Source organism: Prauserella sediminis (genome assembly GCF_014195435.1).
GTDB classification, from domain to species: Bacteria; Actinomycetota; Actinomycetes; order Mycobacteriales; family Pseudonocardiaceae; genus Prauserella; species Prauserella salsuginis.
Genome location: NZ_JACIBS010000001.1, coordinates 3,444,682 through 3,469,524, shown reverse-complemented (window position 1 = coordinate 3,469,524; position 24,843 = coordinate 3,444,682). Strand labels below are relative to the sequence as shown.

The 24,843-nt window shown below is 69.8% G+C and carries 18 protein-coding genes and 1 pseudogene; 6 read left to right on the top strand and 13 right to left on the bottom strand.

Annotated elements, in window-relative coordinates:
* Positions 1 to 287: 287 nt before the first annotated feature.
* The 4 genes and pseudogenes from FB384_RS15760 to FB384_RS15745 all read right to left on the bottom strand — a co-directional run bounded on the left by FB384_RS15760 (position 288) and on the right by FB384_RS15745 (position 6,542).
* Positions 288 to 2,321 carry a CocE/NonD family hydrolase gene (locus tag FB384_RS15760; protein ID WP_183783852.1) on the bottom strand — a complete coding sequence of 678 codons (2,034 nt, stop codon included), beginning with the start codon at positions 2,319 to 2,321 and terminating at the stop codon, positions 288 to 290.
* 87 nt (positions 2,322 to 2,408) lie between these two features.
* Positions 2,409 to 3,677, bottom strand: a complete 1,269-nt coding sequence (locus FB384_RS15755) for an ATP-grasp domain-containing protein (RefSeq protein WP_183783850.1) — start codon at positions 3,675 to 3,677, stop codon at positions 2,409 to 2,411.
* 140 nt (positions 3,678 to 3,817) lie between these two features.
* Positions 3,818 to 4,966: a M20 family metallopeptidase gene (locus FB384_RS15750; protein WP_407676083.1), complete on the bottom strand. Its 1,149-nt coding sequence runs from the start codon at positions 4,964 to 4,966 to the stop codon at positions 3,818 to 3,820.
* Positions 4,967 to 4,983: 17 nt separating this feature from the next.
* Positions 4,984 to 6,542: pseudogene (locus tag FB384_RS15745) on the bottom strand (AbgT family transporter).
* Positions 6,543 to 6,670: 128 nt separating this feature from the next.
* Between FB384_RS15745 and FB384_RS15740 the strand changes: the two are divergent.
* A complete protein-coding gene (locus FB384_RS15740) occupies positions 6,671 to 7,672 on the top strand; it encodes an Lrp/AsnC family transcriptional regulator (protein WP_323985248.1) in 1,002 nt (333 codons plus the stop codon).
* An 84-nt stretch (positions 7,673 to 7,756) separates the two neighbouring features.
* Here FB384_RS15740 and FB384_RS15735 read toward each other — a convergent pair whose 3' ends face one another.
* Positions 7,757 to 9,178: a sugar porter family MFS transporter gene (locus FB384_RS15735; RefSeq protein WP_183783848.1), complete on the bottom strand. Its 1,422-nt coding sequence runs from the start codon at positions 9,176 to 9,178 to the stop codon at positions 7,757 to 7,759.
* A gap of 191 nt (positions 9,179 to 9,369) precedes the next feature.
* Positions 9,370 to 10,131, bottom strand: a complete 762-nt coding sequence (locus FB384_RS15730; RefSeq protein ID WP_183783846.1) for a DeoR/GlpR family DNA-binding transcription regulator — start codon at positions 10,129 to 10,131, stop codon at positions 9,370 to 9,372.
* 766 nt (positions 10,132 to 10,897) lie between these two features.
* On the opposite strand from FB384_RS15730, the gene FB384_RS15725 reads away from it, so the two are divergent.
* Positions 10,898 to 12,487 carry a glycoside hydrolase family 32 protein gene (locus tag FB384_RS15725; RefSeq protein WP_183783844.1) on the top strand — a complete coding sequence of 530 codons (1,590 nt, stop codon included), beginning with the start codon at positions 10,898 to 10,900 and terminating at the stop codon, positions 12,485 to 12,487.
* Between the two features lie 145 nt (positions 12,488 to 12,632).
* Here FB384_RS15725 and FB384_RS15720 read toward each other — a convergent pair whose 3' ends face one another.
* The 7 genes from FB384_RS15720 to FB384_RS15690 all read right to left on the bottom strand — a co-directional run bounded on the left by FB384_RS15720 (position 12,633) and on the right by FB384_RS15690 (position 20,944).
* Positions 12,633 to 13,865: a cation:proton antiporter gene (locus FB384_RS15720; protein WP_183783842.1), complete on the bottom strand. Its 1,233-nt coding sequence runs from the start codon at positions 13,863 to 13,865 to the stop codon at positions 12,633 to 12,635.
* Positions 13,866 to 13,976: 111 nt separating this feature from the next.
* The gene (locus tag FB384_RS15715; protein WP_183783840.1) at positions 13,977 to 14,963 is read right to left on the bottom strand and encodes a sugar kinase; all 987 of its coding nucleotides are present in this window, start codon (positions 14,961 to 14,963) and stop codon (positions 13,977 to 13,979) included.
* Complete coding sequence (locus tag FB384_RS15710; RefSeq protein ID WP_183783838.1) at positions 14,960 to 15,607, bottom strand: bifunctional 4-hydroxy-2-oxoglutarate aldolase/2-dehydro-3-deoxy-phosphogluconate aldolase; 648 nt, start codon at positions 15,605 to 15,607, stop codon at positions 14,960 to 14,962. The genes FB384_RS15715 and FB384_RS15710 overlap by 4 nt, the downstream gene beginning before the upstream one ends.
* Before the next feature lie 20 nt (positions 15,608 to 15,627).
* Positions 15,628 to 16,872, bottom strand: coding sequence for a D-mannonate dehydratase ManD (manD, locus tag FB384_RS15705; protein WP_183783836.1), 1,245 nt, complete (start codon positions 16,870 to 16,872; stop codon positions 15,628 to 15,630).
* An 87-nt stretch (positions 16,873 to 16,959) separates the two neighbouring features.
* A complete protein-coding gene (locus tag FB384_RS15700) occupies positions 16,960 to 18,360 on the bottom strand; it encodes an MFS transporter (RefSeq protein ID WP_183783835.1) in 1,401 nt (466 codons plus the stop codon).
* A gap of 48 nt (positions 18,361 to 18,408) precedes the next feature.
* Positions 18,409 to 19,413, bottom strand: coding sequence for an L-idonate 5-dehydrogenase (locus FB384_RS15695; protein ID WP_183783833.1), 1,005 nt, complete (start codon positions 19,411 to 19,413; stop codon positions 18,409 to 18,411).
* 52 nt (positions 19,414 to 19,465) lie between these two features.
* Positions 19,466 to 20,944, bottom strand: coding sequence for a mannitol dehydrogenase family protein (locus FB384_RS15690; protein ID WP_183783831.1), 1,479 nt, complete (start codon positions 20,942 to 20,944; stop codon positions 19,466 to 19,468).
* Between the two features lie 149 nt (positions 20,945 to 21,093).
* On the opposite strand from FB384_RS15690, the gene FB384_RS15685 reads away from it, so the two are divergent.
* The 4 genes from FB384_RS15685 to FB384_RS15670 all read left to right on the top strand — a co-directional run bounded on the left by FB384_RS15685 (position 21,094) and on the right by FB384_RS15670 (position 24,839).
* Positions 21,094 to 21,885 carry an IclR family transcriptional regulator gene (locus tag FB384_RS15685; RefSeq protein WP_183783829.1) on the top strand — a complete coding sequence of 264 codons (792 nt, stop codon included), beginning with the start codon at positions 21,094 to 21,096 and terminating at the stop codon, positions 21,883 to 21,885.
* A gap of 142 nt (positions 21,886 to 22,027) precedes the next feature.
* Complete coding sequence (locus tag FB384_RS15680) at positions 22,028 to 22,816, top strand: DeoR/GlpR family DNA-binding transcription regulator (protein WP_183783827.1); 789 nt, start codon at positions 22,028 to 22,030, stop codon at positions 22,814 to 22,816.
* A 206-nt stretch (positions 22,817 to 23,022) separates the two neighbouring features.
* Positions 23,023 to 23,922: a PfkB family carbohydrate kinase gene (locus tag FB384_RS15675; protein ID WP_183783825.1), complete on the top strand. Its 900-nt coding sequence runs from the start codon at positions 23,023 to 23,025 to the stop codon at positions 23,920 to 23,922.
* The gene (locus tag FB384_RS15670; RefSeq protein WP_323985247.1) at positions 23,919 to 24,839 is read left to right on the top strand and encodes a hypothetical protein; all 921 of its coding nucleotides are present in this window, start codon (positions 23,919 to 23,921) and stop codon (positions 24,837 to 24,839) included. Before FB384_RS15675 ends, FB384_RS15670 begins: the two co-directional genes overlap by 4 nt.
* Positions 24,840 to 24,843 lie beyond the last annotated feature (4 nt).

Here is a 24,843-nt window from a genome sequence, read left to right as displayed (position 1 = left end):
GGCTCGACGTCGACCTGCCACCCGAACTGTCACATCTCCCTCGTCCCACCGCCCGACGGGAGCGCGATGGCCGACAGCTCGGAGACCGCGCAGCTGCACAGCTCGGCCAACCATATCGGATACGCAGTCCGCGCACCCGGCTGCCGACCACATGCCTGCCAGTGTCATCGCCGGCGAGCTGCCGGGTACACCGTGAGCGATGACAGCGACAAGCTCGTACTCATCTCGCCGTGGCTCGACCTCACCATGGCGCCCTGCCGTGGCGGCGCAGCGACAGGATGGCACGCTCACACGTGGTCTCGTGGAATAGTCGAGCTCCAGTTCAGCGACGTGACACGTTCACCGTTGTGATACGCGTCGAGCTGGGCGTGCAGCACGAAATGCTCCGGAGTGGAGGTCAGGATCGTGCGCGTGTCCGTACGCACGTGCCAGCCGCCCCTGGCGAAGGCGACCCGCCAGACGGTTTCGCCGCGCACCGTGGTGAAGTCGTCGCCGACCCACCGGTAGCGTTCCTCGCCACGTTGCGACACCTCCAGGTCGATGTCCTCGAACCGCTCGGTACCGGAATCCTTGACGACCTCGAGCTGCGACGCGTAGTCGACGAGATCCCGCGACACCTGCCACCGGTGCTCGCCAGGCCGCAGGGCCGTCGTGCCGAGACGCGGCGCCCCTTCCGGCGGGTCGAACGGCCGGAGCGTGACCTCGTCGGATTCTTCGACCGGCCGCGTCGGCAGGATCAGCGTGCTCGTGTCGGGGTACACGGTCAGCTGCACCGGTTTCGGTGGTGGCCACGCCAACGGCCAGTACGATGTGGACAGTGACAGCCGGATGCGGTGTCCCGTGGGGAAGGTCTGGGCCACTCCGTTGAGCGCCAGCGACAGCCGGTACCGCTTGCCGGGTTCGAGCTTCTCCGGCCGCGCGTGCGAATCACGGTGTGTCAGGTTCAGCAGTCCGTAGGTCACCCGGGTCGCCCTGCCGTCCTCGGCCACATCGGACAACCGCGCCGCGAGCATTGCCACGGGACGGTCCACGGAGATCTCCAGCTCCACCTCGGCGGCGCCGAGGATCTCCCACGGTTCGGTCAGAGTCTCGGTGTCGAACACCAGCGAACCGCCGTCCTCCTCGCGCTGGTCGTAGGGCAGGTCCGGCGGCGCGCTGTAGGAGCACCACTTCCCGGCGAACTGGCCGACCGACAGCGGCGACTGCAGGACCAGACCGTCCGGTGAGGTCGGCCCACCGCTGTCGTCGTCGGTGAGGATCCTGTGGCGGCGCAGCGGAAGCCGTTGCGGTCGCACGTGCGTCGACGGCCACGAAGGCTCGCCGACCCACCGGCCGGGCCGCTCCTCGTACGCGGTGGACGGCGGCACGCTGTCTTGCATCCACACGCGCAGCATCGGCTCGTCCATCACCGCGTTGTCCTCACCTTTGAGCCAGTGGTCCCACCAGCGCACCAGCTCCTGCAGGAAGCCGATGGCCGGGCCGGGATCACCCAGGTGCGGATACTTGTGCGACCAGGGTCCGATCAGTCCTTTGCGGGGAACTTCGAGGTGCTCCATCAGCCGGAACACCGCGTTCGAATAGCCGTCGGCCCAACCGCTGACGGCGAGGACCGGACACCGCAGTGAACCGGGGTCCTCGCAGATCGAGCCATGACGCCAGAACTCGTCCCGCCGCTGGTGACGCATCCAGTCCTCGAGCCACAGGCCGCTGCCGTGCAGGCGCTGCTGCCACATGTCGAACCAGCGATCCCCCACCAGCTCCGGATCCGGCGGCGTAGAGGTCTGGGCGAACATGGTCGAGGCCCACGACAGGTTGTCCCCGAGCAGACACCCGCCCATGTAGTGCACGTCGTCGGCGTAGCGGTCGTCGGTCGAACACACCGTGACGACGGCGCCGAGACTCTCCGGTCTGCGCGCGGCGACCTGCAGCGCGTTGAACCCTCCCCAGGAGATGCCCATCATGCCGGTGTTGCCGTCGCACCAGGGCTGCGCCGCCAGCCAGGCCAGCACGTCCTCCGCGTCCACGAGTTCCTGTTCCAGGTACTCGCCGGTGAGCACGCCCTCGGAGTCGCCGCTGCCGCGCAGGTCCACCCGCACGGCCGCGTAACCGTGGCCCGCCAGGTAGGGGTGGTGGATCGAATCGCGTTTGGCCGTTCCGTCCCTCTTGCGATACGGAATGAACTCCAGAATCGCGGGGACCGGGTCGTCGTTCGAGGACAACGGCCGCCACAGTCGTCCTGCCAGCCGTGTCCCGTCCGAGACCGGGATCCAGAAGTGCTTTTCCTCGGTCACCGTGTGGGGAAGACTGGTCACTTCGTGCATCGCAAGGCACTCCCCTTCGGTCGGGTGCGATGTCGCTTCGGCGGGCCGGTCTTCGCGGACGCTGGTCACTTCCCGTGCATGCCGCTGTCAATCGTCGAATTCGAACGGGAGGAGCTCGAGGCAGCGCTCGTACTTATCCTTCAGCTCCCGTTCGTCGGCGGCACCGACGTGGACGGTGGCGTAGGCGTAGCTGTAGCTGTCCTGCTCGCGCAGCTCGGAGAGCCGTTCGCCTTCATCGACCATGAGCTCGGCCCTGCAGCCGGGCAGCGCGCGCTCCACGTTCGCCAGTTCCTCCGCCGTCGGCACCCGCCGTGCGAGTCCGTCCGAGAACCGCCGGACGAACCACTTCGCCGCAACCCGGTACGGACCCTGCCGGTACGGCAGGTCGGGGTCGGCGCCGACCGCGAGACGCAGCACGCACTGGTGATTCGGTACGCCGTCGACCAGGTCGAAGAGGATGGCGTGCGACTGCGAGTGCCGCGGGTTGATCTCCAGTAGGGTGATCGCACCGGTGTCGGGGTCCCAGAAGTACTCGATGTTGAACGGCACCGAACGCAGCCCGATGTGCTCGACCACGCGCCGCGAGAGGTCGGCCAGGTGGGTCTGCACCTGCTCCGGCAGCGACGACGGGTACTGATAGCGCTGGAAGCTGGGCGTCCCGGGATAGTCGTGCGAATCGACGATGCCGTAGACGTGCACACCCTCGCCCGCGTCGTAGCCCTCGACGGTGACCTGCCTGCCCCCGACGGCCTCCTCCGCCAGACATGTCTGCCCACCGAGCCGTGCGATCTGTTCGGACAGCTCGGCGTGATCGAGGACGACGTCGAACGGCTTACCGACGCGGTCGATGCCCTCACGGATGCGGGCCAGCGCATCCGTGAAGCCGGCCGTGTCCTCGATCCGGAAAGCCAGCTCCGACGAGAACGCCTTCACAGGTTTGAGCCAGAATGGGAACCCGACGTCAGCGGGCAACTCGGCCGCGTCCAGCGGCACGGCGGCGAACCGCGGATACTCGTCGATCACCTCGGACTGGACCACGCGGCTCCAGTACTTGTGTTCGCACTTGAGTACCGACTCCAGCGTCGCCGACCGCAACCCGCGCTCCCGGCACAGGATGGGCACCATCGAACTCACCGGGAAGTCCCAGTACCCCACGATCGCGTCCACGCTGCCGTCGAACTCGGACAGCTGCCGCCGCGCCCTGTCGAGCAACGACTGCATCGGCAGCCGATCAGCCTCCACCAATTCCTCGACCGACAACAGCGGCCGGAACCGATAGTCGGCGAAGCCCGCGACATCGTGCAATGTGCTCAGGTTCTGCTCGTCGAGTCCGAGCACGAAGATGTTTCCGGCCATGCTCGCCGGATACCCGGCACCGGGCGCAGCACACTCCCGCCGCCGCGCCGGGCACCAGCGCATCGCACACGCACCTCGTAGCCATCGTCGAGTGGAACGGCGCCGCGGACGGCGGAGGTGACTGGTCCGGTCCTACCCGATCACCGGTCGGCCAGTGCCATGAGCAGTTCTGCGATCAACGCGGTGCGGCCCGGGACGTGGTCGAGCAGCACGTGCTCGTGCCGCGCATGGGCGCCGCCGCCCACCGCGCCGAGCCCGTCCAGCACCGGCCTGCCAAAAGCCGACACGAAGTTACCGTCACTCGCACCACCGACACCGACCTGCCCGAGCTCCCAGCCGGCCTCGGCCGCGATGCTCTCCGCGATCTCGAACAGTTCGTCGGAACCCGGATTGCGCACCATCGGCGGCCGGTTCCATTCACCCTCGACCGTCACGCTCGCCCGGCCGTCGGACGTCCGCAGCGCCGCGAACGCCGCGTCGATCCTCGCCATCTCGTCGGGCTCCGACACTCGCACGTCGATGCCGCACGTCGCGGACCCCGCGACGACATTGCAGCCGGTGCCGCCCTCGATGAGACCGACGTTCACGGTGGTGCCCCGCTCCCGGTCCCCGAACGTCGCGATCTGCCCGACCAGCCGCGCGAGCTCGTGGATCGCACTGACGCCGGCGTCGGGATCGAGCCCCGCATGCGATTCCACACCGGTGACCGTGACCTCGAACAGCCCGACCCCCTTGCGCACGGTCTTCAGGTCGCCGTCCGCCGACGCCTCGCACACCAGCGTCGCGCGAGCGTCCTCACTGAGCCGTTCGATGAGCGGCCGTGCGACCGGACTGCCGATCTCCTCGTCACCGTTCAGCAACAGCCGCACCGTCGGACGCGGCATGCCGAGCTCACTGAGGCACCGCAACGCCCACACCGCCTGCACGAGACCGAGCTTCATGTCGAACGCACCGGGCCCGCTCACCCGGTCGCCCTCCACCGTGAACGGCCACTCGGTCAGCGTCCCCTCCGGCCAGACGGTGTCGTAGTGGCACAGCACGAGCACGGTCCCCGGTGCGGTTCCGGGATAGGCGACCTCCAGTGCGTCCCCGTACTTGCCGCCGTCGTGCAGCCGCCGCTCGCCCGGCTCTCCGAGCCGTTCGGCGAGCCACCGCTCGATCGCCGCGATCCCTGCGCCCAGCAACGTCTTGTCGTCGCTGGGCGTCTCCAGCTCGACGAGCGTGCGCAGGTCGGCGGTCATGTCGGCCAGCGCGCGCTCCGTCCAGCCCTGAATGGTCAACTCCGACACGGTCTCTCCCCTCCTCGTCAGCGCACGGGTGCGCCGGGTCCGAGCGGGATGCCGATCCCCCACCAGACCAGGAACAACAACGTCCACGCCGTCAGCACGCTCAGCGCGATCGGCAACGTCAGTGACATCAGCGTCCCGATGCCCGCCTGCTTGCGGTACCGCTGCAGGAATCCGAGCGCCATCGCGAAGTACGGGCTCATCGGGCTGATCAGGTTCGTGCCCGAGTCGGCGATGCGGTACAGCGCGAGCGTCGTCTCGGCCGGGACGTTCAGCAGCAGGAACATCGGCACGAACACGGGCGCGATCAGCGTCCACAACGCGGACCCGCTGGTCAGCAGCACACCCATGACACACGCCGCGACCAGCATGCCGAGGAACATCACGACCGTCGGCACGTCGGCGTTGTCGAGCAGCTCCGCCCCGCGGATCGCGACGACCTCGCCCATGTTCGTCCAGCTGAAGTAGGCGATGAACTGGCTCGCCGCGAAGAACAGCACACGATCACCGGCGCCAGGTCCCGCACGCCCTGCGCCATGGCGACGGGGATCTCGCGAGCCCTCGTCAGGCTGCCGGTCGTGCGGCCGTAGACGTACCCCGTGAGCAGGAACGTCAGCCCGAGCACGACGGCGATACCGGTGACCACGGCGGAGTCGAGCACCCCGCCGTCCTCGCCGCGCGCCGGCGAGGACGGCGGGATCAGCGCGGCCGCCACCACGACGACGATGCCCAGCAGCACCCAGCCCGCGTTGCGCAGCCCCTTGCGCTCCGCGTCGGACAGCGTCATCGAGCCGAGTTCCTCGTCGACCCCGTCGCCGTCGACCTCGATGCTCTGCGCTCGCCGCGTGAGCACGAACTCGGTCACGGCGGTGATCACCAGCGCGAGCACGATCGCCGAGGACGCGGTGAAGAAGTAGTTCGCCAGCGGGCTGACGACGTGACCCGGCTGGACGAGCTCGGCGGCACTGGTCGTGATTCCGGCGAAGAGCACGTCGCCCGCCGTGATGAACACCGATGCGTCGTAGCCCGCGGCGATCGACGCGTACGCGACGACGAGACCGAGGATCGGGCTGCGCCCCGCCGCCTTGAACACGAGCGCACCCAGCGGCACGAGTACGACGTAGGCGGCGTCCGAGGCCACGCTCGCCGAGATCCCGGCGAGCGACAGCGCGAAGGTCAGGTACTTCGGCTGCACCCGCGTCACCGTGCGCCGCAGCAACGCCGTGAGCATGCCGCTGCGTTCGGCGACCGCGACGCCGAGCATCACCGCGACGATCAGCGCCAGCGGCGGGAACGACGCGAAGTTGTCGACGGCCTCGCCGAGCATCATGTGCAGGCCGTCCCGGGACAACAGGCTGGTGATCTCGACCCGCTCGCCGTCGGCGGGCGACACGGCGAACACGCCGAGGGCATCCAGGATGCCGCTGAGCACGATGACGACACCCGCCATCAACACGAACAGCCAGAACGGGTGCGGCAGCTTGTTGCCGACGCGCTCGATGACACCGAGCAGTCGCAACAGCCACCGCAGCGGCCGCGAGGTCTCCGGCGGCCCCGCGTTCGTCTCCGTGGAAGTCAACGAGGGCCCCCGATCGCCGTAGGTGGGAAGTTGCCTGATTAGAGAACCTAACGAACGGTCTAGTCAAGTTACGAGTTGGTGTCGCATGTTTCACGCGCAGCAACCCGCCTGAGTGCTAGTTTCATTCGGTGAGCACTGGGGAGTTGGCGAGCGCCGGAAAGCTGGAGCCCGGGGACCTCGATCTCGTCGCCGCGCTGCAGGTCGCGCCGCGTGCACCGCTGGCCGCGATCGCCTCGACACTCGGTGTCTCGTCCAGCACCGTCAGCAGGCGGATGGCACGGCTGGAGGCCGACGGTGTGCTCCGTGTCATCGGGCAGCTCGACTGGTCGGTGACCGGGCACGGCAACCCGTGGCACGTGTGGGTCAACGCGGGTGCGGGCAGTGCCAGGAAGGTGGCCGCCACCATCGCGGAGCTGCCGGAATCGCAGCTCGTGGCCACCACCGCGGGCCGTGCCGACGTCTACTGTGCGGTGCAGGCCGCGAGCCAGGACGCCGTGCAGGACCTGCTCGGTGAGCGGATCGCCGCGATCCCCGGAGTCGACTCGGCGCACAGCGAACTGGTGCTGCGCGGGGTCGCACTGGCCGACTCGTGGCGGCTGCCGAGGCTTTCCGACGATCAGCTCGCCGCGCTGCGCGCGCATGCAGAGGCCGACGACGTCAGGACCGAGCCGCCTGGCGAGCTCACCGAGGACGCACTGCGCGTGGCGAGGATACTGCGCGAACACGGCAGAATCACCGCCGCACAGCTGGCCAGGGAACTCGGCAGCACCCAGTCCACCGCCTACCGCCTGCTGCACACCCTGCTGGACCGCGGGATCGTGCGGCCGCGCGTCGAGATCGAGCCCCGGCTACTCGGCTACGGCCTGGAAGCGGTGATCGCGCTGACCGTCGCACCGGGGTCCATCCGCACCGTCAGCGAATCCCTCGCCCGTCACACCTCGGCGCGTTACGTCTCCATCGTCGCCGGCAACTCGTCGGTGATCCACCAGGGAGTGTTCCGCGACGAGGACGGGCTCGCGGAGTTCCTCACCAGCGATCTCGGCGCGCTGCCCGGAGTGTTGTCGTTCGACGTGTCGGTACTGCTGGATGTCCGCAAGCGCTACTGGCGGGATCGGACGACCGTGCGCTGAGGACGGGTCGGGCGGCGGGAGCACGAATACGGGCACGGCTTCCCGGCACCGCATCGGCGCCGGGAAGCCGTGCCCGCCGGGCCGCTACCGGCCCGAGTCCGAACGAACCTGCCGGTTGTCGCCGACGCCGAGCACGCTTTGCAGCTTCTCCAGCGGGACGCCCTTGGTCTCCGGCATCAACACCAGCACCCAGACGAGCTGGGCGACCATGCACACGAAGAAGAACGCGAACGCCGTACCCCCGCCGACGACTTCGGCCAGCAGCGGGAAGACCCAGGAGATGGCGGCCGCGAACCCCCAGTGGACCAGCGAGCCGAACGCCTGCCCGCGGGCCCGGACCGAGATCGGGAAGATCTCCGAGATGAAGACCCAGATCACCGCGCCCTGACCGAACGCGTGCGCCGCGACGAACAGCATCACCAGGACGACGACGAACATGCTGGCCGTGCCGGAGAAATCCTGCCCCTGGCCGAAGAAGATCGCCGAGAGGAGGCCCAGCGTGATCAGGTATCCGATCGACCCGATGAGCATCAGCTTGCGCCGCCCGAGCCGGTCGATCACGAACAGGGCGAGCATCGTCGAGATCAGGTTGATCAGCCCGACACCACCGCTGCTGAGGAACGACGCGCTCTCGCCCATCCCCGCCGAGGCGAAGATCGACGGGGCGTAATAGAGCACCGCGTTGATCCCGGAAAGTTGGTTGAACGCGGCGATCGCGAACGCGAGGAAGATGACCTTCCGGTGGCGGCGTGTGAAGAACGTGCCGCGCTGCTGCGCGCCGTCGGTCTCGAGTGCCTCGGTGATCTCCTGGTGGGCGAGGCGTGCCTCGTCCGGATCGGATGCGAGAGCTTCGATCACGCGGTCGGCCTCGTTCACCCGGCCCACCTTCATCAGCCAGCGCGGGCTCTCCGGCACCAGGAAGAGCAGGAGCACGAACGCGAGCGCCGGCAACGCCTCGACGCCGAACATCCACCGCCACGCCGTCGCTTCCGGCGCCAGTTGCAGCATGACGTAGTTCGACAGATACGCCAGCAGAATGCCGAGCACGATGTTGAACTGGAACAGTCCCACCATGCGACCGCGGAGCTTCGGCGGTGCCACCTCGGCGTTGTAGATCGGCGCGACCGCGGCCGCCGCGCCGACCCCGATGCCTCCGACGAACCGGAACACCATGAACGTCATCCAGTCCGGCGCGAGGGCCGAACCGACGGCGGATACGAAGTAGAGGATGCCGATCGCGTAGAGGACTTTCTTGCGCCCGAACAGATCGGCCGGCTTCCAGAGACCGGTCACGGCGGCACCCACGATGGTGCCGATCAGCGCGGTCGCGACGGTGAACCCCAGCCCGCCTGCGCTCAGCGAGAACACGTCCTGCAGCGCGTCGGTGGTACCGGAGATCACGGCGGTGTCGAAACCGAACAGCAGCCCGCCGAGCGCGGCGATGACGGCGCTCCGCATGGCCAGTCGGCTCCCGGACGTACCTGCCCGGGTCGGTGCGTTCTGCATGGCGGGGAACCTTCCTCGTTGAAGGAGACGGAAAACGGGGATCGTGGTGCGGCGCCGGAGGGTCGGTCCGGGTTCGTTACGCCGCCCCCCGGCGGACCTGCTGCGCTGCTAACGGGTCGCCGCACAGCGGAGCGGTTCGAAGGAACCCGCCCTGCCGATGGGCGTCGCTGCCGGACCGGCGCGTGTCGCGGTCATGCGAGCACCACCTCGATCGCGGCCTCGTTGAGTTCGGCCACGGCCTGTTCGTCGAGACCGGAGTCGGTCACCACGACGTCGATCTCGCCGAGCGTGGCGAACCGGGCGAACTGATCGTCGCCGTACTTGCTGTGATCGCTGAGCAGGACCCGACGACGGCAGGCCCCGACCATCGCCGCCTTCACCGCGGATTCGGCGGTGTCCGGTGTCGTACAACCGCGCGCGGCGGAGAATCCGTTCGTCCCGAAGAAGCCGATGTCCACGGTCAACCCGGCCAGGACGTGGAGCGCCCAGGACTCGACCGTCGCCAACGTCGCAGGCCGAATCCGGCCGCCCAGCATGTGCACGGTGACGTCGGTGCGGGTGGCGAGCTGGGAGGCGACGGGCAGCGAGTTCGTGACGATCGTCAGGTCCCGCCCCTGTGGCAGCAGTGCCGCAAGGCGGCTGCTGGTGGTACCGGCGTCGAAGAGCACGGTTCCGCGCTGCGGCACCAGATCGAGCGCGGCGCGCGCGATCCGGTCCTTCTCGGCCGAACGTGTCCGATCGCGTTCGTTGACCGCGGGTTCGAAATCCAGCCGTTCCAGCAGGATCGCGCCGCCGTAGACCCGGCGGACGAGGCCCTGGCGTTCCAGGGCTGCGAGGTCTCGCCGGATGGTTTCGGGCGCGACCCCCAACTGCTCGGACGTGGCGGTGACGTCGATCCGCCCGTCCGTGCGCACCTGCTGTGCCAGCAGCTGTTGGCGCTCCGCACCATACATGCCCGTTTCCCTCCGGTGCGTTTTGGTATTGCCTGATTCTGACGGTTGTTGCGTTCTTGTCAACCCTCGCAGCCCTAACCGCAGGACGGACCGCCACCCGGCGTGGCGCCCGTCGACACCCCGGACGCGGACATCGTCGGGGAATCACACCGAACACCGAGGACCGTCGGCCGCATCTGCACTTCCGGCCGACGGCCACGACCTCGGACAGCGCACGGAAGGTTCGAACCCCGCACGGCGCCGCACCCCGAGCCGCACGAGCCCCGCCCAGCCGAGTCCGCCGATTCCGAGGATTGACAACCCCGCAACAACAAGCACAATCAGTCGGCACCAGAGAGAAACCGGACCCAATCGGGCACCGGATCAATCGGACACCGCGAGACAGTCGGTCGCCGAAAGTCCCGGCGCGTGGACCGGGGACGCGGAGCTCCCTCCGGCAGCTCCGAACCCCTCGCCGAACTCGCCGGAGGACTACGGAGAGCGGCCGCTCTCCGCAGCGTCGTCACTTCCCGATCAAGGAGGATCGCGTGACCGCAGGCTCGCCGCCATCGACCCCGCCCGTTCCCGCTCCGGCAACCGAGCGATTCCCCATGTCCGGAGCCCGAGCACGGCGACCCGGCCCCCGCTCCGGTTCCGGTCCTGGCCCCCGCTCCGTCCCCTGCTCCGGTTCGTGAACACCGGTACCGCCCCGTTTCGACATCCGCAGAACCCCACCCATGCACTGCCGCGTGCCCACCGGGCGGCAGGAAAAGACGAGGAGGCAACGATGGAAAACTCCGCTGACGGCACCGCCGCTTCCCGGCATCCACTGACACGGGGATTCGGACGCCGCAACTTCCTGGCCGGGGCCGGCGCGCTGGCCGGGCTGGGGTTGACGGCGACGCTGCCCGGTTCACCGACCGCCCGTGCCGGAACGACCGGCTCCGCCTCGGAAACGTCGCAGTGGCGTCCCTCGGTGTGCTTCACCCCGGAACGCAACTGGATGAACGATCCGAACGGGATGGTCTACTTCAAGGGCGAGTACCACCTGTTCTTCCAGCACAACCCGTACGGCGACCAGTGGGGCAACATGTCCTGGGGGCACGCGGTGAGCACCGACCTCGTGCACTGGAAGCAGCTGCCGGTGGCACTCGAACCCGACGAGCTGGGCGACATCTTCTCCGGCTGCGCAGTCGTGGACCAACACGACACCAGCGGTCTCTTCGGCGGCGGGCCCGGCCTGGTCGCGCTCTACACCAGCGCGGGCGACACACAGCAGCAGAGCCTGGCCTACAGCAGCGACCGCGGTCGCAGCTGGACCAAATACTCCGGCAATCCGGTGATCCCCAACTCCGGCGAGGCCGATTTCCGTGATCCCAAGGTCTTCTGGCACGCAGCGACGAACCGGTGGGTGATGTCGATAGCCGTGGGCGACCGGATCCGCTTCTACGGCTCGCCGAACCTGCTGCAGTGGGAACAGCTCAGCGAGTTCGGCGCGAACCACGGCGCACACGGCGGCGTGTGGGAGTGTCCCGACCTGTTCCGGCTGCCCGTGGATGGCGACGACCGCCGTGGCAAGTGGGTCCTCATCGTGAGCATCAATCCGGGTGGACCGGCAGGTGGCTCGGGAATGCAGTACTTCCTGGGCGACTTCGACGGCACCACGTTCACCCCCGACGCAGCTCCCGACGACGTCCTGTGGGCCGATGAGGGCTCGGACTTCTACGCCGCGGTGTCCTGGTCGGACGTTCCCGACGGCCGCCGACTGTGGCTGGGCTGGATGAGCAACTGGTCGTATGCGGCCGACGTCCCCACCTCGCCGTGGCGAGGTGGCATGTCCGTCCCGCGCGAACTGGAACTGGTCTCCACCGCAGCCGGAACGCGGCTCGCGCAGCAGCCGGTCAGGGAGCTGGAGCGAGTACGCCGCAACCGGCGAGCCTGGAGCGGAACCGTCTCCGAGCAGGGCGGAGCTCCGGACACCGCGGGAACGGCGCTCGACATCGTCGCCGAGTTCCGGCTCGCCGGTGCGACGGCGACCTCGTTCGGATTCGACGTCTTCGCGGGTGGCTCCTACCGCACCCGCATCGGGTACGACGTCACGACGCAGGAACTGTTCGTCGACCGGCGCAGTTCGGGCCGGACGACCGTCCACTCGAGCTTCCCGGCACGCCACACCGTCGCGCTGCCACCGACCGACGGCGTGCTCCGGCTCCGCATCGTGCTCGACCGGGCCAACGTGCAGGTGTTCGGCGACCGGGGTCAGGCCGTGATCACCGACCTCGTCTTCCCGGACGAGGGCAGCACCAGGGCGAGCACGTTCGCCACCGGTGGTGAGGTCACCGTGCAGTCGCTCGAAGTCTTCGACCTGGACGCGTGAGGTCCGGTGCCGCCCCGCACCGGGCAGCGGGGCGGCACCGGCGACCTCCGACATCACGACTTCCGGTCGGCGGCCCCGTTCCCGCGACGGCGAGTACCGGGCCGGCGGGCACGCGCCGTGCCGCCCGTCTCAGGAGCCACGGCGTTCATCGCGAGCGGCGTGCCGTCCTCGAAGACCCGGCCTTCCCGCCGGCGACGATCCTGTTCGCCGCCAGCGGGAAGGCCAGCACCGTGACGGCACCGGCCGTCACCATCACCGAGGCGGTGGCCGCAGTGATCAGCTGCGACGAGGCCGCGATCTGCGTGACCGCCACGATGATGGGCAACCCGGTCGCCGCGTAGAGGCCGAGCGCGAGCCGGTCGCGGGTCGTCGTGACGCCCGAATGGGTGCTCGTCCACATCTCGCGGGCGAACACCGGGAATCCGCGCACGACGAGGATCGCCCCGACGAACGCGAGCAGCAGCGGCCACTTCGACGCGACGGCACCAAGGTCGATGGTCATTCCGCTCGTCACGAAGAACACGGGGATGAGCAGGCTGAATCCGACGATCTCCAGTTTGTGCGCGATCTCCTCCGCGTGATCGGCCGCGACCGCCCGCAGCACCGCGTTCGACAGCAGGCCCGCGGAGAACGCCCCGAGCGCGACGTCCAGCTCCAGGACGGCCGTCAGCAGCATCAACGTCACCAGCACCAGGACGGTGATCCGCGCCGTGGTCTGCATCGTCGTGTTCGACGCCCGCATCACGGCACGTCCCAGCAGCGGCACCCGGCGCAGAATCCTGGCGGGCAGTGCCACCACGACCACCGCGGCCGCGGCGAACGCCAGCAGCACCGCCGCCGCCTGCCACGTCGCCCGCGTCGACAACAGCACCGACATCGCCAGGATCGGCAGCAGCTCGCCGTAGGCGCCGTGGATCATCGCCGCTCGGCCCAACGGCGTCGCCAGCGCGCCGGAGTCCTTGAGGATCGGCAGCAGGGTGCCGAGGGCCGTGGACGTCGAGGCGATCGCGAGCACGATCGCCACCTGGACATCGCCCCGCACCAGCAGCAACCCCGCTCCCACGCCGAGGGCCGCGCAGATCAGCCACGTCAACGCCGCGTGCCCGCCCTGCTTGCCGCGCATGTCCTCGACCCGCACCTCGAACCCCGCGAGCAGGAACAGGAAACCGAGCCCGAGTTCGCGCAGGAACCCGACCGCCTCGGTCTCGGCCGCCAGCCCCAGGGCATGGGGCCCGATGATCGCCCCGAACACCAGCAGCCACACCACGTCGGGGATCGCGCGCCGGGTGATCAGGGCCAGAACGGGCCCCAGCGCCGCTGCGAGCGCGATCCACCACACCGACAGCAGATCCGCGACCAGCGCATGCCCCTCGCTCATGGCCGCAACGCTAGCCCGCGGCGGGCACGACGGCAGGTCGGCCGGTCACCCCGGTCCACACCGGCGACTACCGGCGCCGCGCCGGTCGGCACCCACCCGCCCACCGGCTGCTCAACGCTGGACCGGATCGCCTCCCGACGCCAGGAACGCGTCGAGTTCGGCAGGGGTGGGCGCCGCCTCCCAGTCGCCGGGCATCGTGCACATCACCGCACCGCAGGCGTTCGCGCGGGCGAGCTTCTTCTCGACGCTCCATCCGTGCACGTCACCACTGAGATAGCCGGCCACGAACGCGTCCCCCGCACCGACGGTGTCGACCACGTCGACCCGGTGACCGGGGGCGTCGACGAGGACGCCGTCGCGGTAGACCGTCGCTCCGTCGGCACCGCGCTTGACGACGATCTCGCGCGTCCCGCCGGGATCGAGCGCGCGTACCAGCGCGCCGATGTCCGCAGCAGCCGCCCGGTCGTCGGTGGGGGCAGTACCGTCGGGGGCGACGTGGGCGAGCTCGTCGGGTGAGCCGAACACGAGGTCGGCCTGCCCGACCAGTTCGCCGAGCACCTCGGCGGCCACGTGCGCCGGCGCGAGCGTCGACCGGTAGTTCACGTCGACGCTCACGCGCACGCCCGCAGCCCGCGCGCGCCCCACCACCGACCGGCACGTCTCCCGAGCCGAGTCCGACAGCAGCGGCGTGATGCCCGTCAGATGCACGAGCGCGGCGTTCTCGACCAGGCCCGCAGGAACGTCCGCCGCGGCCAGCCGGGAACCGGCCGAGCCCGCACGGTAGTAATACACCCGCGCGGTCCCCTGGCCCGTGAGTTCCTTGAGCATGAGTCCCGTTGCCGCGTCGACGTCGACCTGCGCACGCACGTCGACGCCCTCACCGCGGACCTCACGCACGATCCGCCTGCCGAGCGAGTCGTCGCCGACCCGCCCGATCCACGTGACGGGCACGCCGAGCCTGCTCAGGCTCACGGCGACGTTCGTCTCGGAGCCGCCGATGCCCACGTGCGCGTCGGACACGTGCGCGAGCGATCCGATGCGGCCGCCCGTGATCAGGCCCATCGTCTCGCCCAGAGTCAGAACCGGGGAGTCGGTCATGCCGCTCCACTCCCCGCACACACCTCGACGAATCGCCGCGCCCGCGCGGCGAGCGCAGTCAGCTCGCCGCCTGCGAGCGCGTCGCCGAGGAGCGGTCCGCCGACGCTGACGGCCGCGGCGCCGGCCGCGAGCCACGCCCCCGCCGCATCGAGATCGACGCCTCCGGACGGAACCACGGCAAGCTCGGGGAACGGACCGCGCAGGTCCTTCAGATACCCCGGCCCCACCTGGCCCGCCGGGAACACCTTCACCGCAGGCACTCCCCTGCTCCAGGTGGACCACACCTCCGTCGGGGTGAGCCCGCCGGGGACGACGGGGACGTCGCGAGCCAGGGCCCGATCGACGACCGTGACGTCCGAGATCGGGGTGACCAGGTAGCGCGCTCCCCCGTCGGCGGCGGCGTCGACCTCGCCGGGACGGGTCACGGTGCCGACGCCGATGTCCGCGGTGTCGCCGTACCGTTCGACGAGTCCGGGCAGTGCGGCGGCCGTACCGGGCGTGGTGAGCGTGAGCTCGAAACTGCGCACTCCCGCTTCGACCATGGTGTCGATCACCGGCACGTAGTCGTCGGCGTGTTCACCGCGGATGACGACGACGAGCCGCGTTTCGGCGGTCCACCGAGGCAAAGCCTGTCGCTGGCTCATGACGTGTGTCCTCTCCCGACTCACCAGTCGTGCACGGTGCCGTCGAGCAGGCGGTTCACCGGTAGATAGGCAGCCGTGTAGGGGTGGCGCGCCGCGACCTCCTCGTCGAGTTCCACGCCGAGACCCGGGGTCTCGCCCGGGTGCAGGAAGCCGCGGTCGAACGTGTACGAGGTGCGGAACGCCTCGAGGGTCAGCTCGCTGTGCGGCATGTACTCCTGGATACCGAAGTTGTGGATCGCCAGGTCGAGGTGCAGCGCGGCGGCCATACCGACCGGCGAGACGTCGGTCGGGCCGTGGATGCCGGAGCGGATGCCGTAGATCGCCGCGAAGTCGAGCAGCTTCTTCATCCCGGTGACACCGCCGGTGTGGGTGGGCGCCGATCGCACGTAGTCGATAAGCCGCTCGGTGATCAGCGTCCGGTAGTCATGCACGGAGTTGAACACCTCGCCGGTGGCCAGCGGTGTCGTGCTGTGCTGCCGGACCAGCCGGAACGCCTCCTGGTCCTCGCCGGGCGTCACGTCCTCGAGCCAGAACAGGTCGTAGGGTTCGAGCGACTTGGCAAGCCGCGCCGCCTCGATCGGCGACATCCGGTGATGCGCGTCGTGGAGCAGCCGCAGCTCGGGGCCGAACTCCTCCCGCACCTTCTCGAAGATCGCGGGTACGTGCCGCAGGTAGGCGGGCGTGTCCCAGTCCTCTTCCTCGGGACGCGTCGCGGCGCCGCCGTCGGCACCGCGGTGTGCGGGTTCGTAGTCGTAGCGCTGTCCCGGCTCCGCGGTGTCGGACACGCCGTACACCCGCTCGAGACCGGGAACGCCCGTCTGGATGCGCACCGCCGTGTAACCCTCGTCGACATATCCACGGATCGCGCGCGCCAGCGCCGGGTAGTCGTTGCCCGAGGCGTGGGCGTACACGCGGAGCTTGTCCCGGCTCGCCCCGCCGAGCAGCTGGTACAGCGGAACGCCCGCCTTCTTGGCCTTGATGTCCCACAGCGCCATGTCGACGGCGGCGATCGCGGCCATCGTCACGGGTCCGCGCCGCCAGTAGGCCCCGCGGTAGAGGTACTGCCACGTGTCCTCGATGCGGTCCTCGTCGCGGCCGATGAGCGTGCTCGCCAGGTGGTCCCGCAGGTACGAGGCCACGGCCAGTTCCCGCCCGTTGAGCGTCGCGTCGCCCCAGCCGACGACCCCGTCGGAGGTGACGACCTTGAGGGTGACGAAGTTGCGTCCGGGGCTGGTGACGATGACCTCGGCGGTCGAGATGCTCACGGCGGGTGTTTCCTTCCGGGCTGATGTGTCGATGGTGGACGGTGGGGCGGTCCCGGGTGCGGCGCGGCGGCCGCACCCGGGACCGGTTCAGACCGCGTTGCGCGGATCCCTCAGGTCGCGGCCCGCGACCTCCGGCATGAACAGCGTCCCGATGAGCGGGCACAGCGTGAAGAACCCGAGCAGGACCGCGACCGGGATCCACGAGCCGGTGGTGGCGGCGACCCAGGCGGCGGCGACCACTGGGCCGATGCCGGTGGCGATCATCGCGGCGATCTCCCGGATGACACCGGTCGCGGCGTAGCGGTGCCGGGAGCCGAAGATCTCCGGCAGCGTGAGGTTCTCGAGCGAGGCCAGCGCCATCACCGACACGTTGTGCATGACGATGTAGCCGACGAACACCTTCGGCACGTCCGCTCCCGCGATCAGCATCATGGTCGGCACGATGAGCACGAGCGAGATCACGCTCATCACCTGGTACATGCGGCGCCTGCCGAACCTGTCGCCGAGCGCACCCACGACGGGCACCGTGACGAACGCGCACAACGACGAGACGATCACGACGGTCGTACCCACCGACGCCGACATCGCCAGCGTCACCGTGATGAACGAGACCATGTAGGTCTGCAGGATTCCCGAGTTGCCTGCCTGCCCGAAGCGGAGCAGGAACGCCGGCACGAGTGCGCGCCACTTCTTCTGCTCGAGCGCCTCGAGCATTTGCGTGTCGTTCTCCCGCTCGGCCTTCGCCCTGACCTCGGCGGTCGACAGCGCCACCCCGTCGGAGACGTGGGAGCTCTCCTCGAACACCGGGCTCTCCTTGAGCCGGAACCGGATCCACACGGCCACCAGCAGGATCACGGCGCTACCGAGGAACGGAATGCGCCAGCCCCACGAGAGCAGCTGCTCCTCGGACATGACCGCCACGAGAATGCCCCAGATCGCGGACGCACCGAGCGTGCCGCAGTTGGTGCCCAGTGCCACGAGCGAGGCAATCACGCCGCGCCGCCGCCTCGGCGCGTACTCGGCGAGCATGACACCGGCACCGGAGATCTCCGCACCGGCGCCGAAGCCCTGCCCGAGCCGCAACACCACGAGCAGGATCGGCGCGAGGATGCCGATGTCGTGGGCCGTGGGCAGCGCGCCGATGAGCGTCGTCGAACCGCCCATCAGCGCGATCGTGATGAACAGGACCTTCGTGCGTCCCACCCGGTCGCCGAGGCGTCCGAAGTACCAGGCACCCACGGGGCGGGCGACGTAACCGACGGCGTACGTGGCCATCGCGGCGACGACGGCGAGCGCGGCGCTGTCGCCCACGAAGAAGAGCTGGCCGAAGACGAGCCCGGCCGCGAGCGAGTACAGCTGGAAGTCCATGAACTCGAGCGCGGTGCCCAGCCAGCCGGACATCGCGGCGCGTGTGAGGTCACTGGTGCTGCGTTCGGCCTGGCCTGCTTCGGCGGTGCCCGTGTCGGGCGGCGGTGCTGAAGTGGACATCGTTGTTCCTTCTGCGGTGTCGGATGGGGACGTGAGGGCGGGTGGGGGTCAGAACTCGATGAGGACCTTGCCGGAGGCGGCGGAGTCCTTCGCCGTCGCGAACGCCTCGACCGCGTCGGCCGCGGGCAGGACGTGCGTGACGACCCGGGCGATGGTGGGGTGGGCGGCGAGCAACTCGACGGCCTCGTCGATCTCCGTCGAGAAGCGGAAGGTGCCGCGCAGCTGCAGTTCCTTCGACACGAGCGGCGCGAGGTTCACACCGATCGCGGCGTCGGCGAGCATGCCGACCTGGACCACGACGCCTGCCCTGGCCGCGGATGCGACCGACTGGGTCAGCGAGGCCGGCGCTCCGGAGCATTCGAACACGACGGGATACGAGGTCGCGGGCACCTCGTCGCGTCCGATGAGGAACGTCTCGTGGGCTCCGAGGTCGCGGGCACGGTCGAGGGCGGACTGCTGGACGTCGCCGACCGCCACGTGACCGACGCCCCGCGCGGCGAGCGCCGCGACGGTCAGCAGGCCGACGGGCCCCGCACCCAGCACGAGGGCGCGGTCGCCCAGGTCGCCACCTGCGACCGTGAGAGCGTGCAACGCCACGCCGAGCGGTTCGGCGAGCGCGGCGTCCCGCAGCGACAACCCGTCGGGCAGCCTGCGGAGCATGGGTTTCTCGACGAGCACGTATTCCGCCGCCGCGCCCTGCCGGTGGGGGAAGTCCGCGGCGCTGCCGAGGTAGTCGCCGCCGGGCCAGAGGTGCGGCCGGTCGTCGAGGCCCGTCACCGGGCAGCCGTACCGAGCGGGGTGCACGGTCACCGGCGTGCCGGTAGCCCACTCGCCGGACGGATCGGACTCGACGGTCGCCGAGAACTCGTGGCCGGGAGCGAACGGCTCGCGGACGAGGTTCTCACCGTTCTTGCCGTGGAAGTAGTAGTGCAGGTCCGAACCGCAGATGCCGACGTAGCGCACGCGCAGCAGCACCTCGCCCTCGCCGGGTTCGGGCACGGCGACGTCGTCGAGGCGCATGTCCTCGGCGCCGTGGATGAACAGACCTTTCATCGGTGATCAGCTCCAGGGGTCGGGGCGGGGCTCCGGGGAGGGCGGGGCGGGCTCAACGGGAGGCTGCGGCCACGTCGGCGGCCGCGGTGCGCACCCCGTCTCGGGTGATGAGCGTCAGCAGCTCGGCGACACGGGCGGTGAAGACGTCCTGGTCGGCGAGCGCCGCGGGGAAGAAGCCGCCGGTCATGATCCGGCGCACGTGGTCACTCACGGTCACGGCGCCGTCGACCGTCTCGGCGAGCCGTTCCCGGGCGGGTTCGGCGATGCGCTCCGCCAGCGGGTCCGGGTCGAAGCCCGCGGGCGGGGCGACGCACGCGATCCACGCGGCGGTGCACAGCGCGAGACGGTGCGGTATGCGGCCGCGCCGGAGGTGGAACAACGCCGCGTCGGGGATGCGCTGGAGCAACTTGACCGAACCGTCGGAGCCGACCTGCGTGGTGGCGTGGCCGATCAGCGGGTTGCGCCACCGGGCGTCCAGTTCGGACACGTACGCGTCGGCATCGAACCCGGTGGGCGGGGTGAACGTGGGCAGGTAGTCCTCGGCGATCCCGCCGAGGACCGCTTCGCGCACGAAGTCCAGCCCCCATGCGGTGTCGATCGTGGGTGCACCGGCGAGGACGCCGAGGTAGGCGATGAGCGAGTGCGACCCGTTGAGCAGGCGCAACTTGACCATCTCGTAGGCCTCGAGCTCGGTCGAGAACGTCGCACCCGCAAGATCCCATGCGGGACGGCCGCCCGCGAAGTCGTCCTCGAGCACCCACATGCTGAAGTCCTCGGCCGGCACGGGACACCGGTCGGTCACCCCGAGCAGGTCCTCGACACGCTGCGAGTGCTCGGCCGTCGTCTTCGGCACGATGCGGTCGACCATCGCGTTCGGGAACGACACCGACGAGGACACAAAGGACAGTACGTCGTCGTTCACGCCCGCCGCGTTGAGGAACTCCTCGACCACGGCGCGCGTGACGTCGCCGTTGGACTGGAGGTTGTCGCACGAGAGCACGGCGACCGGCGCACCGGAGGCGGCCCGCAGTTCGAGGCCCCGCGCGATCATGCCCATCGCGGTGCGCGGCGTCGAGCCGGCGACGAGGTCCGCGGCGACCTCGGGGTGGTCGAGAGCCAGGCGGCCGGTCGCCGGATCGCGCGTGTAACCGACCTCGGACACCGTGAGCGAGACGATGCGATGCGCCGGATCCGCGATCGCGGCCACGACGGCCGCGGGGTCGTGCGCCGCTACGCCGGTGTCGCGGTGGACGTCGACGACACCGGCCTTGGTGCCGCCCTCGGTCAGCTGCAGGATCGAGTACAGGTTGTCCTGGGCGCGCATCGGCGCGACGACACGGTCCGACGAGTGAGCGAAGCCGCGGATGCCCCAGTCGCCTCCGGCCGCGGCCATCGCCTGCGCCGTGTAGACGGCACCGTGCGCGCGGTGGAAGTTGCCCAGACCGAGGTGCACAATGCCGGTCCGGTCGGGCGCTGATGCTCCGATGAGCGTTCCCGCGGGCACGCTGCTGCGCCCGAGTCCCTGTGTCATGACGTCCTTGTCCTTCCGCGACGCGCGGCGGGCGCTGCCGGCACCAACCGTGTGCGTTTCATATCGCGAACCGGTCGTTTTGTATGTCGGACCATAAGTTAAACTCGCACTGAACGCGACGCAATACCGACCCCGGCGACAATGGAGCCATGGAGACCGAACCCACATCGGAAACGCCACCCGTGACGAGCCTCGATCGTGCGCTCGTCGTGCTCGAGACGGTCGCCGCCGCCGGCCCGGAGGGCATGGCACTCGGCGAGATCGCGGCGCACACCGGGATCAACAAGGGATCGGTCCACCGGCTGCTCCGCGGGCTTGCGCACCGCGAGTACGTGACGCGCGACGATGACGACCGCAACTACATCCTCGGCGAGGCACTCCGGCGGATCGTGCGCACGTTCGGCGCCGAGGAGAACCTGCCGCTGCTGTTCCGCCCACTGCTGCTCGAACTGTCCCGCCGCACGGAGGAACTCGTCCACCTCGGCATGCTCGACGGACGCCGCGTCGTCTACCTCGACAAGATCGAGCCCGAACGTTCCGTCCGCGTGTGGTCACGCGTCGGCAGGCGTGCGCACATCGCGAGCACGGCGCTGGGGCGCGCGCTCATCGCAACCGCTCCCCCGAGCGACGCTCTGCTGACCGGCTACGCCGACGAGGCCGACCCCGACGGGCAGCACCCGACACTCGCGGACCGGTTCCGCCACGCCGTCGAGTCGGCGCGCACGCTCGGCTGGGCGGTCGAGAACGAGGAGAACGAGCCCGGAATCGCGTGTGTCGGTGTCGCCCTCACCTCGGGGACCGGACAGGACGTCGCGATCAGCGTCACCGGCCCCGCGGACCGCATGACCACCGACCGGCTGGCCGACGTCGGCGCACTGATGCGGGAGCTCGCAGGCAAACTCGCACCGGAGGAGTACACGCTGGCGCCGGCCACCGGGTGAGCGTCTCGGCAACGCGGAGACTCGCACCGCCGGACAGCGACCACCGCGACGATGTTGTATTTCCAACATCATCGTCCTCGCCTCCCGGCCCGGCGACGCCGCCCGTGTATCATTTCGAACAACTACGAGGGGAGGACGTGGCGTGGACAGTGCATCTGCCGGACTGCTGCGCTACGACGACGCCCCCGCGCGCCGCGGTGTGATCCTCGAACAACTCCACACCGCGGGATTCCTCGCGATCAGCGACCTCAGCAAACAGCTCGGCGTGTCGGACATGACAGTGCGCCGCGACGTGCGCCGGCTCGAACGGGACGGCAAGGTGCGGGTCGTGCACGGCGGCGTCAGCCTCCCTCCTGCCGACCAGCCACCGGCGTTCGAGGGCCGAGTTCGCGCCCGGCACGAGGCCAAACAGCGAATCGGCGCGCACGCGGCCGGCCTGCTCGCCGGATCCGACACGATCGCCGTCGACGCCGGTACGACGCCGTACGAACTCGCACTCGCCCTCCCCGACGACTTCGCCGGTTCCGTCGTCTCGCACTCGGTGCCCGTGCTGCAACGCATGCTGAGCCTGCCGGCCGCACGAACGGTCGCACTCGGCGGCGACCTCAACCACGACAGCCAGGCCTTCGTCGGGCCCATCACCGTGGACACCGCGGCCCAGCTGCGGGTGAAGACGTTCTTCCTCGGCGCCGCGGCCGTCGACGAGCGCGGCGTGTACGTCGCCACCGACCGGGAACGTCCGACCAAGCTCGCGCTGATGGACATCGCCGACCGCGTGGTGCTGCTCGCCGACCACAGCAAGTTCGACGCCGCCGCGGCGGTCCTGCTGTGCCCGCTGAGCCGACTCGACACCGTGGTCACCGACCGCAGACCCGCACTCGCCGACCTCTTCGACGGCGCCGGCGTCCAGCTCGATCTCGCCACCTCCTGACCCGGTCCGCACCGGCCTCGGGGCACCGGTGTGTCCACCGAACCGCCCCGCTGAGTCCTCCCAACGCCGAGTCCTCCCCACTGAGCCCTCTCAGTTCAATCTTTTCCACTGAATCTTCTCCGCTCAATGTTCTATTTTCGACAGCGAATGTTGACTTATGAACATCCCCGGCCGACACTATGGGCGCCATCGGGCGAGGAGGAACCGTGGACACCGTTGTCTTCGTTGGTGCGGCGACCGAGGACGCCATCGCCGTCACCGCGCATCACCCATCCCCTGACGAACGCGTCGTCGTCGACGACCTGGTCCGCAGCGGTGGTGGCCCCGCCGCCACCGCGGCCGTGACAGCCGCGCGCCTCGGAGTACCCGCCCAGGTCATCGCGGCCGTGGGAGACGACCGGCCCGGGCACGACGTCATCGACGGCCTCGACGCCGCAGGAGTCGACACGCGCCACGTGCGGGTGACCCCGCACGCCGGCACCCAGTCGGTCGTCGTCATCTGCAGCCGCAGCGACGCCACCCGCGCGATCTGTACCACCGCGGCACCACCCGTCGAACTCGACGAGGCCGCCGCGGAAGCCGTGCGTTCCGCCGACTGGGTCCACGTCGACCACCATGGGTGGCCACCGGTCGCCCGCCTGCTCGCGGACATACCGCCATCGGACCGTCCCCGACTGTCGGTCGATGCGGGCTACGCGGTCGATGATCTCCGATGCCGTCCCGACGAGGTCACCCTCTACGTGCCCACTGCGGACCGATTGCGAGCCGAGTACGGATCGACCGATCTCGACGCGGCACTCGCTGCCTGCACGGCCCACACCGTGGTGGCCACCGACGGCGCGAACGGTTCGATCGGCCGCGACCACCGCGGCCGACTACGCCGCGTGCCCGGACTGCCGATCGAGCCGGTCAGCACTCTGGGCGCAGGCGATGTCTTCCACGGCGCCCTGCTCACCGCCGTCGTTCGCGAACGTCCGCTGCACGAGGCGATGGCATACGCGGGTATCGCGGCGGCTCTCTCGTGCCGGGCCGTCGACGGCCGTTCCGCCATCTCCACCGACCACGAGATCGAGACCCACCTGAGCGAACTGAAGGAGTACGCGTGACCTCCCCTACGCCATACGACCTGACCGACCTGGCACGACCGTCGGGCGGCTTCGCGATGCTGGCGGTGGACCAGCGCGAGGCTCTGCGACTGATGTTCGCGGGAGCGGAGCCCGCCGCGGACGGCACGACGCCCGACGAGGTGCTTCGCCGCGTCGACGACGCGACCCTCACGGAGTTCAAGCTCGCCGCCACCCGCGCCCTCACTCCGTATGCCTCCGGTGTTCTGCTGGACAAGCAGTTCGTCTTCGACACCGCTGTCGACTCGGGAGCGGTCGCCCCCGGCTGCGGGCTCATCGCCGCCGCCGACCGGTTCGTGCCCGGGAACGGCGAGGCCGTCACCGACTCGGTGCTGGACGACACCGTCGACCCGCACACGGTGCGAACCCAGGGCGCCGTGGCGATGAAACTCCTCGTCGTGTGGCGGCCCGATGAGGACGCACACCGCCGAGTCGCCATGGTCGAACGCTTCGTTGCCAGGTGCCGCGCCGCCGGCCTCGTCAGCATCATCGAACCGGTGTCGAAAGCCCCTCGCCGCGGAGGCCACTGGGACTGGAACGCCGGCGTTCACGCGGCGGCCGACGAGCTCGGCGGACTCGGCGCCGACCTGTACAAGTCCGAGGTTCCCTTGCGCGGCAAGGCCGACGCCGACGTCCTGCACCGCGAATGCACCCGGCTCGGCGCACGGATCGCGTCACCGTGGGTGGTGCTGTCCTCCGGGGTGGATGCCGACGTTTTTCCCCGCGCGGTCGAGGTCGCCTGCGCGGCAGGAGCGTCCGGGTTCCTCGCCGGCCGTGCGGTATGGCGGGCCTGCGTCGGAGCCGCGAACCTGCCCGACGCGCTCGAGGCGGACGCCGTCCCGCGGTTGCAGCGGCTGGCGGATCTGGTCGATCGCGCCGTGAGCGCCCCCACTCGCTGAAGGA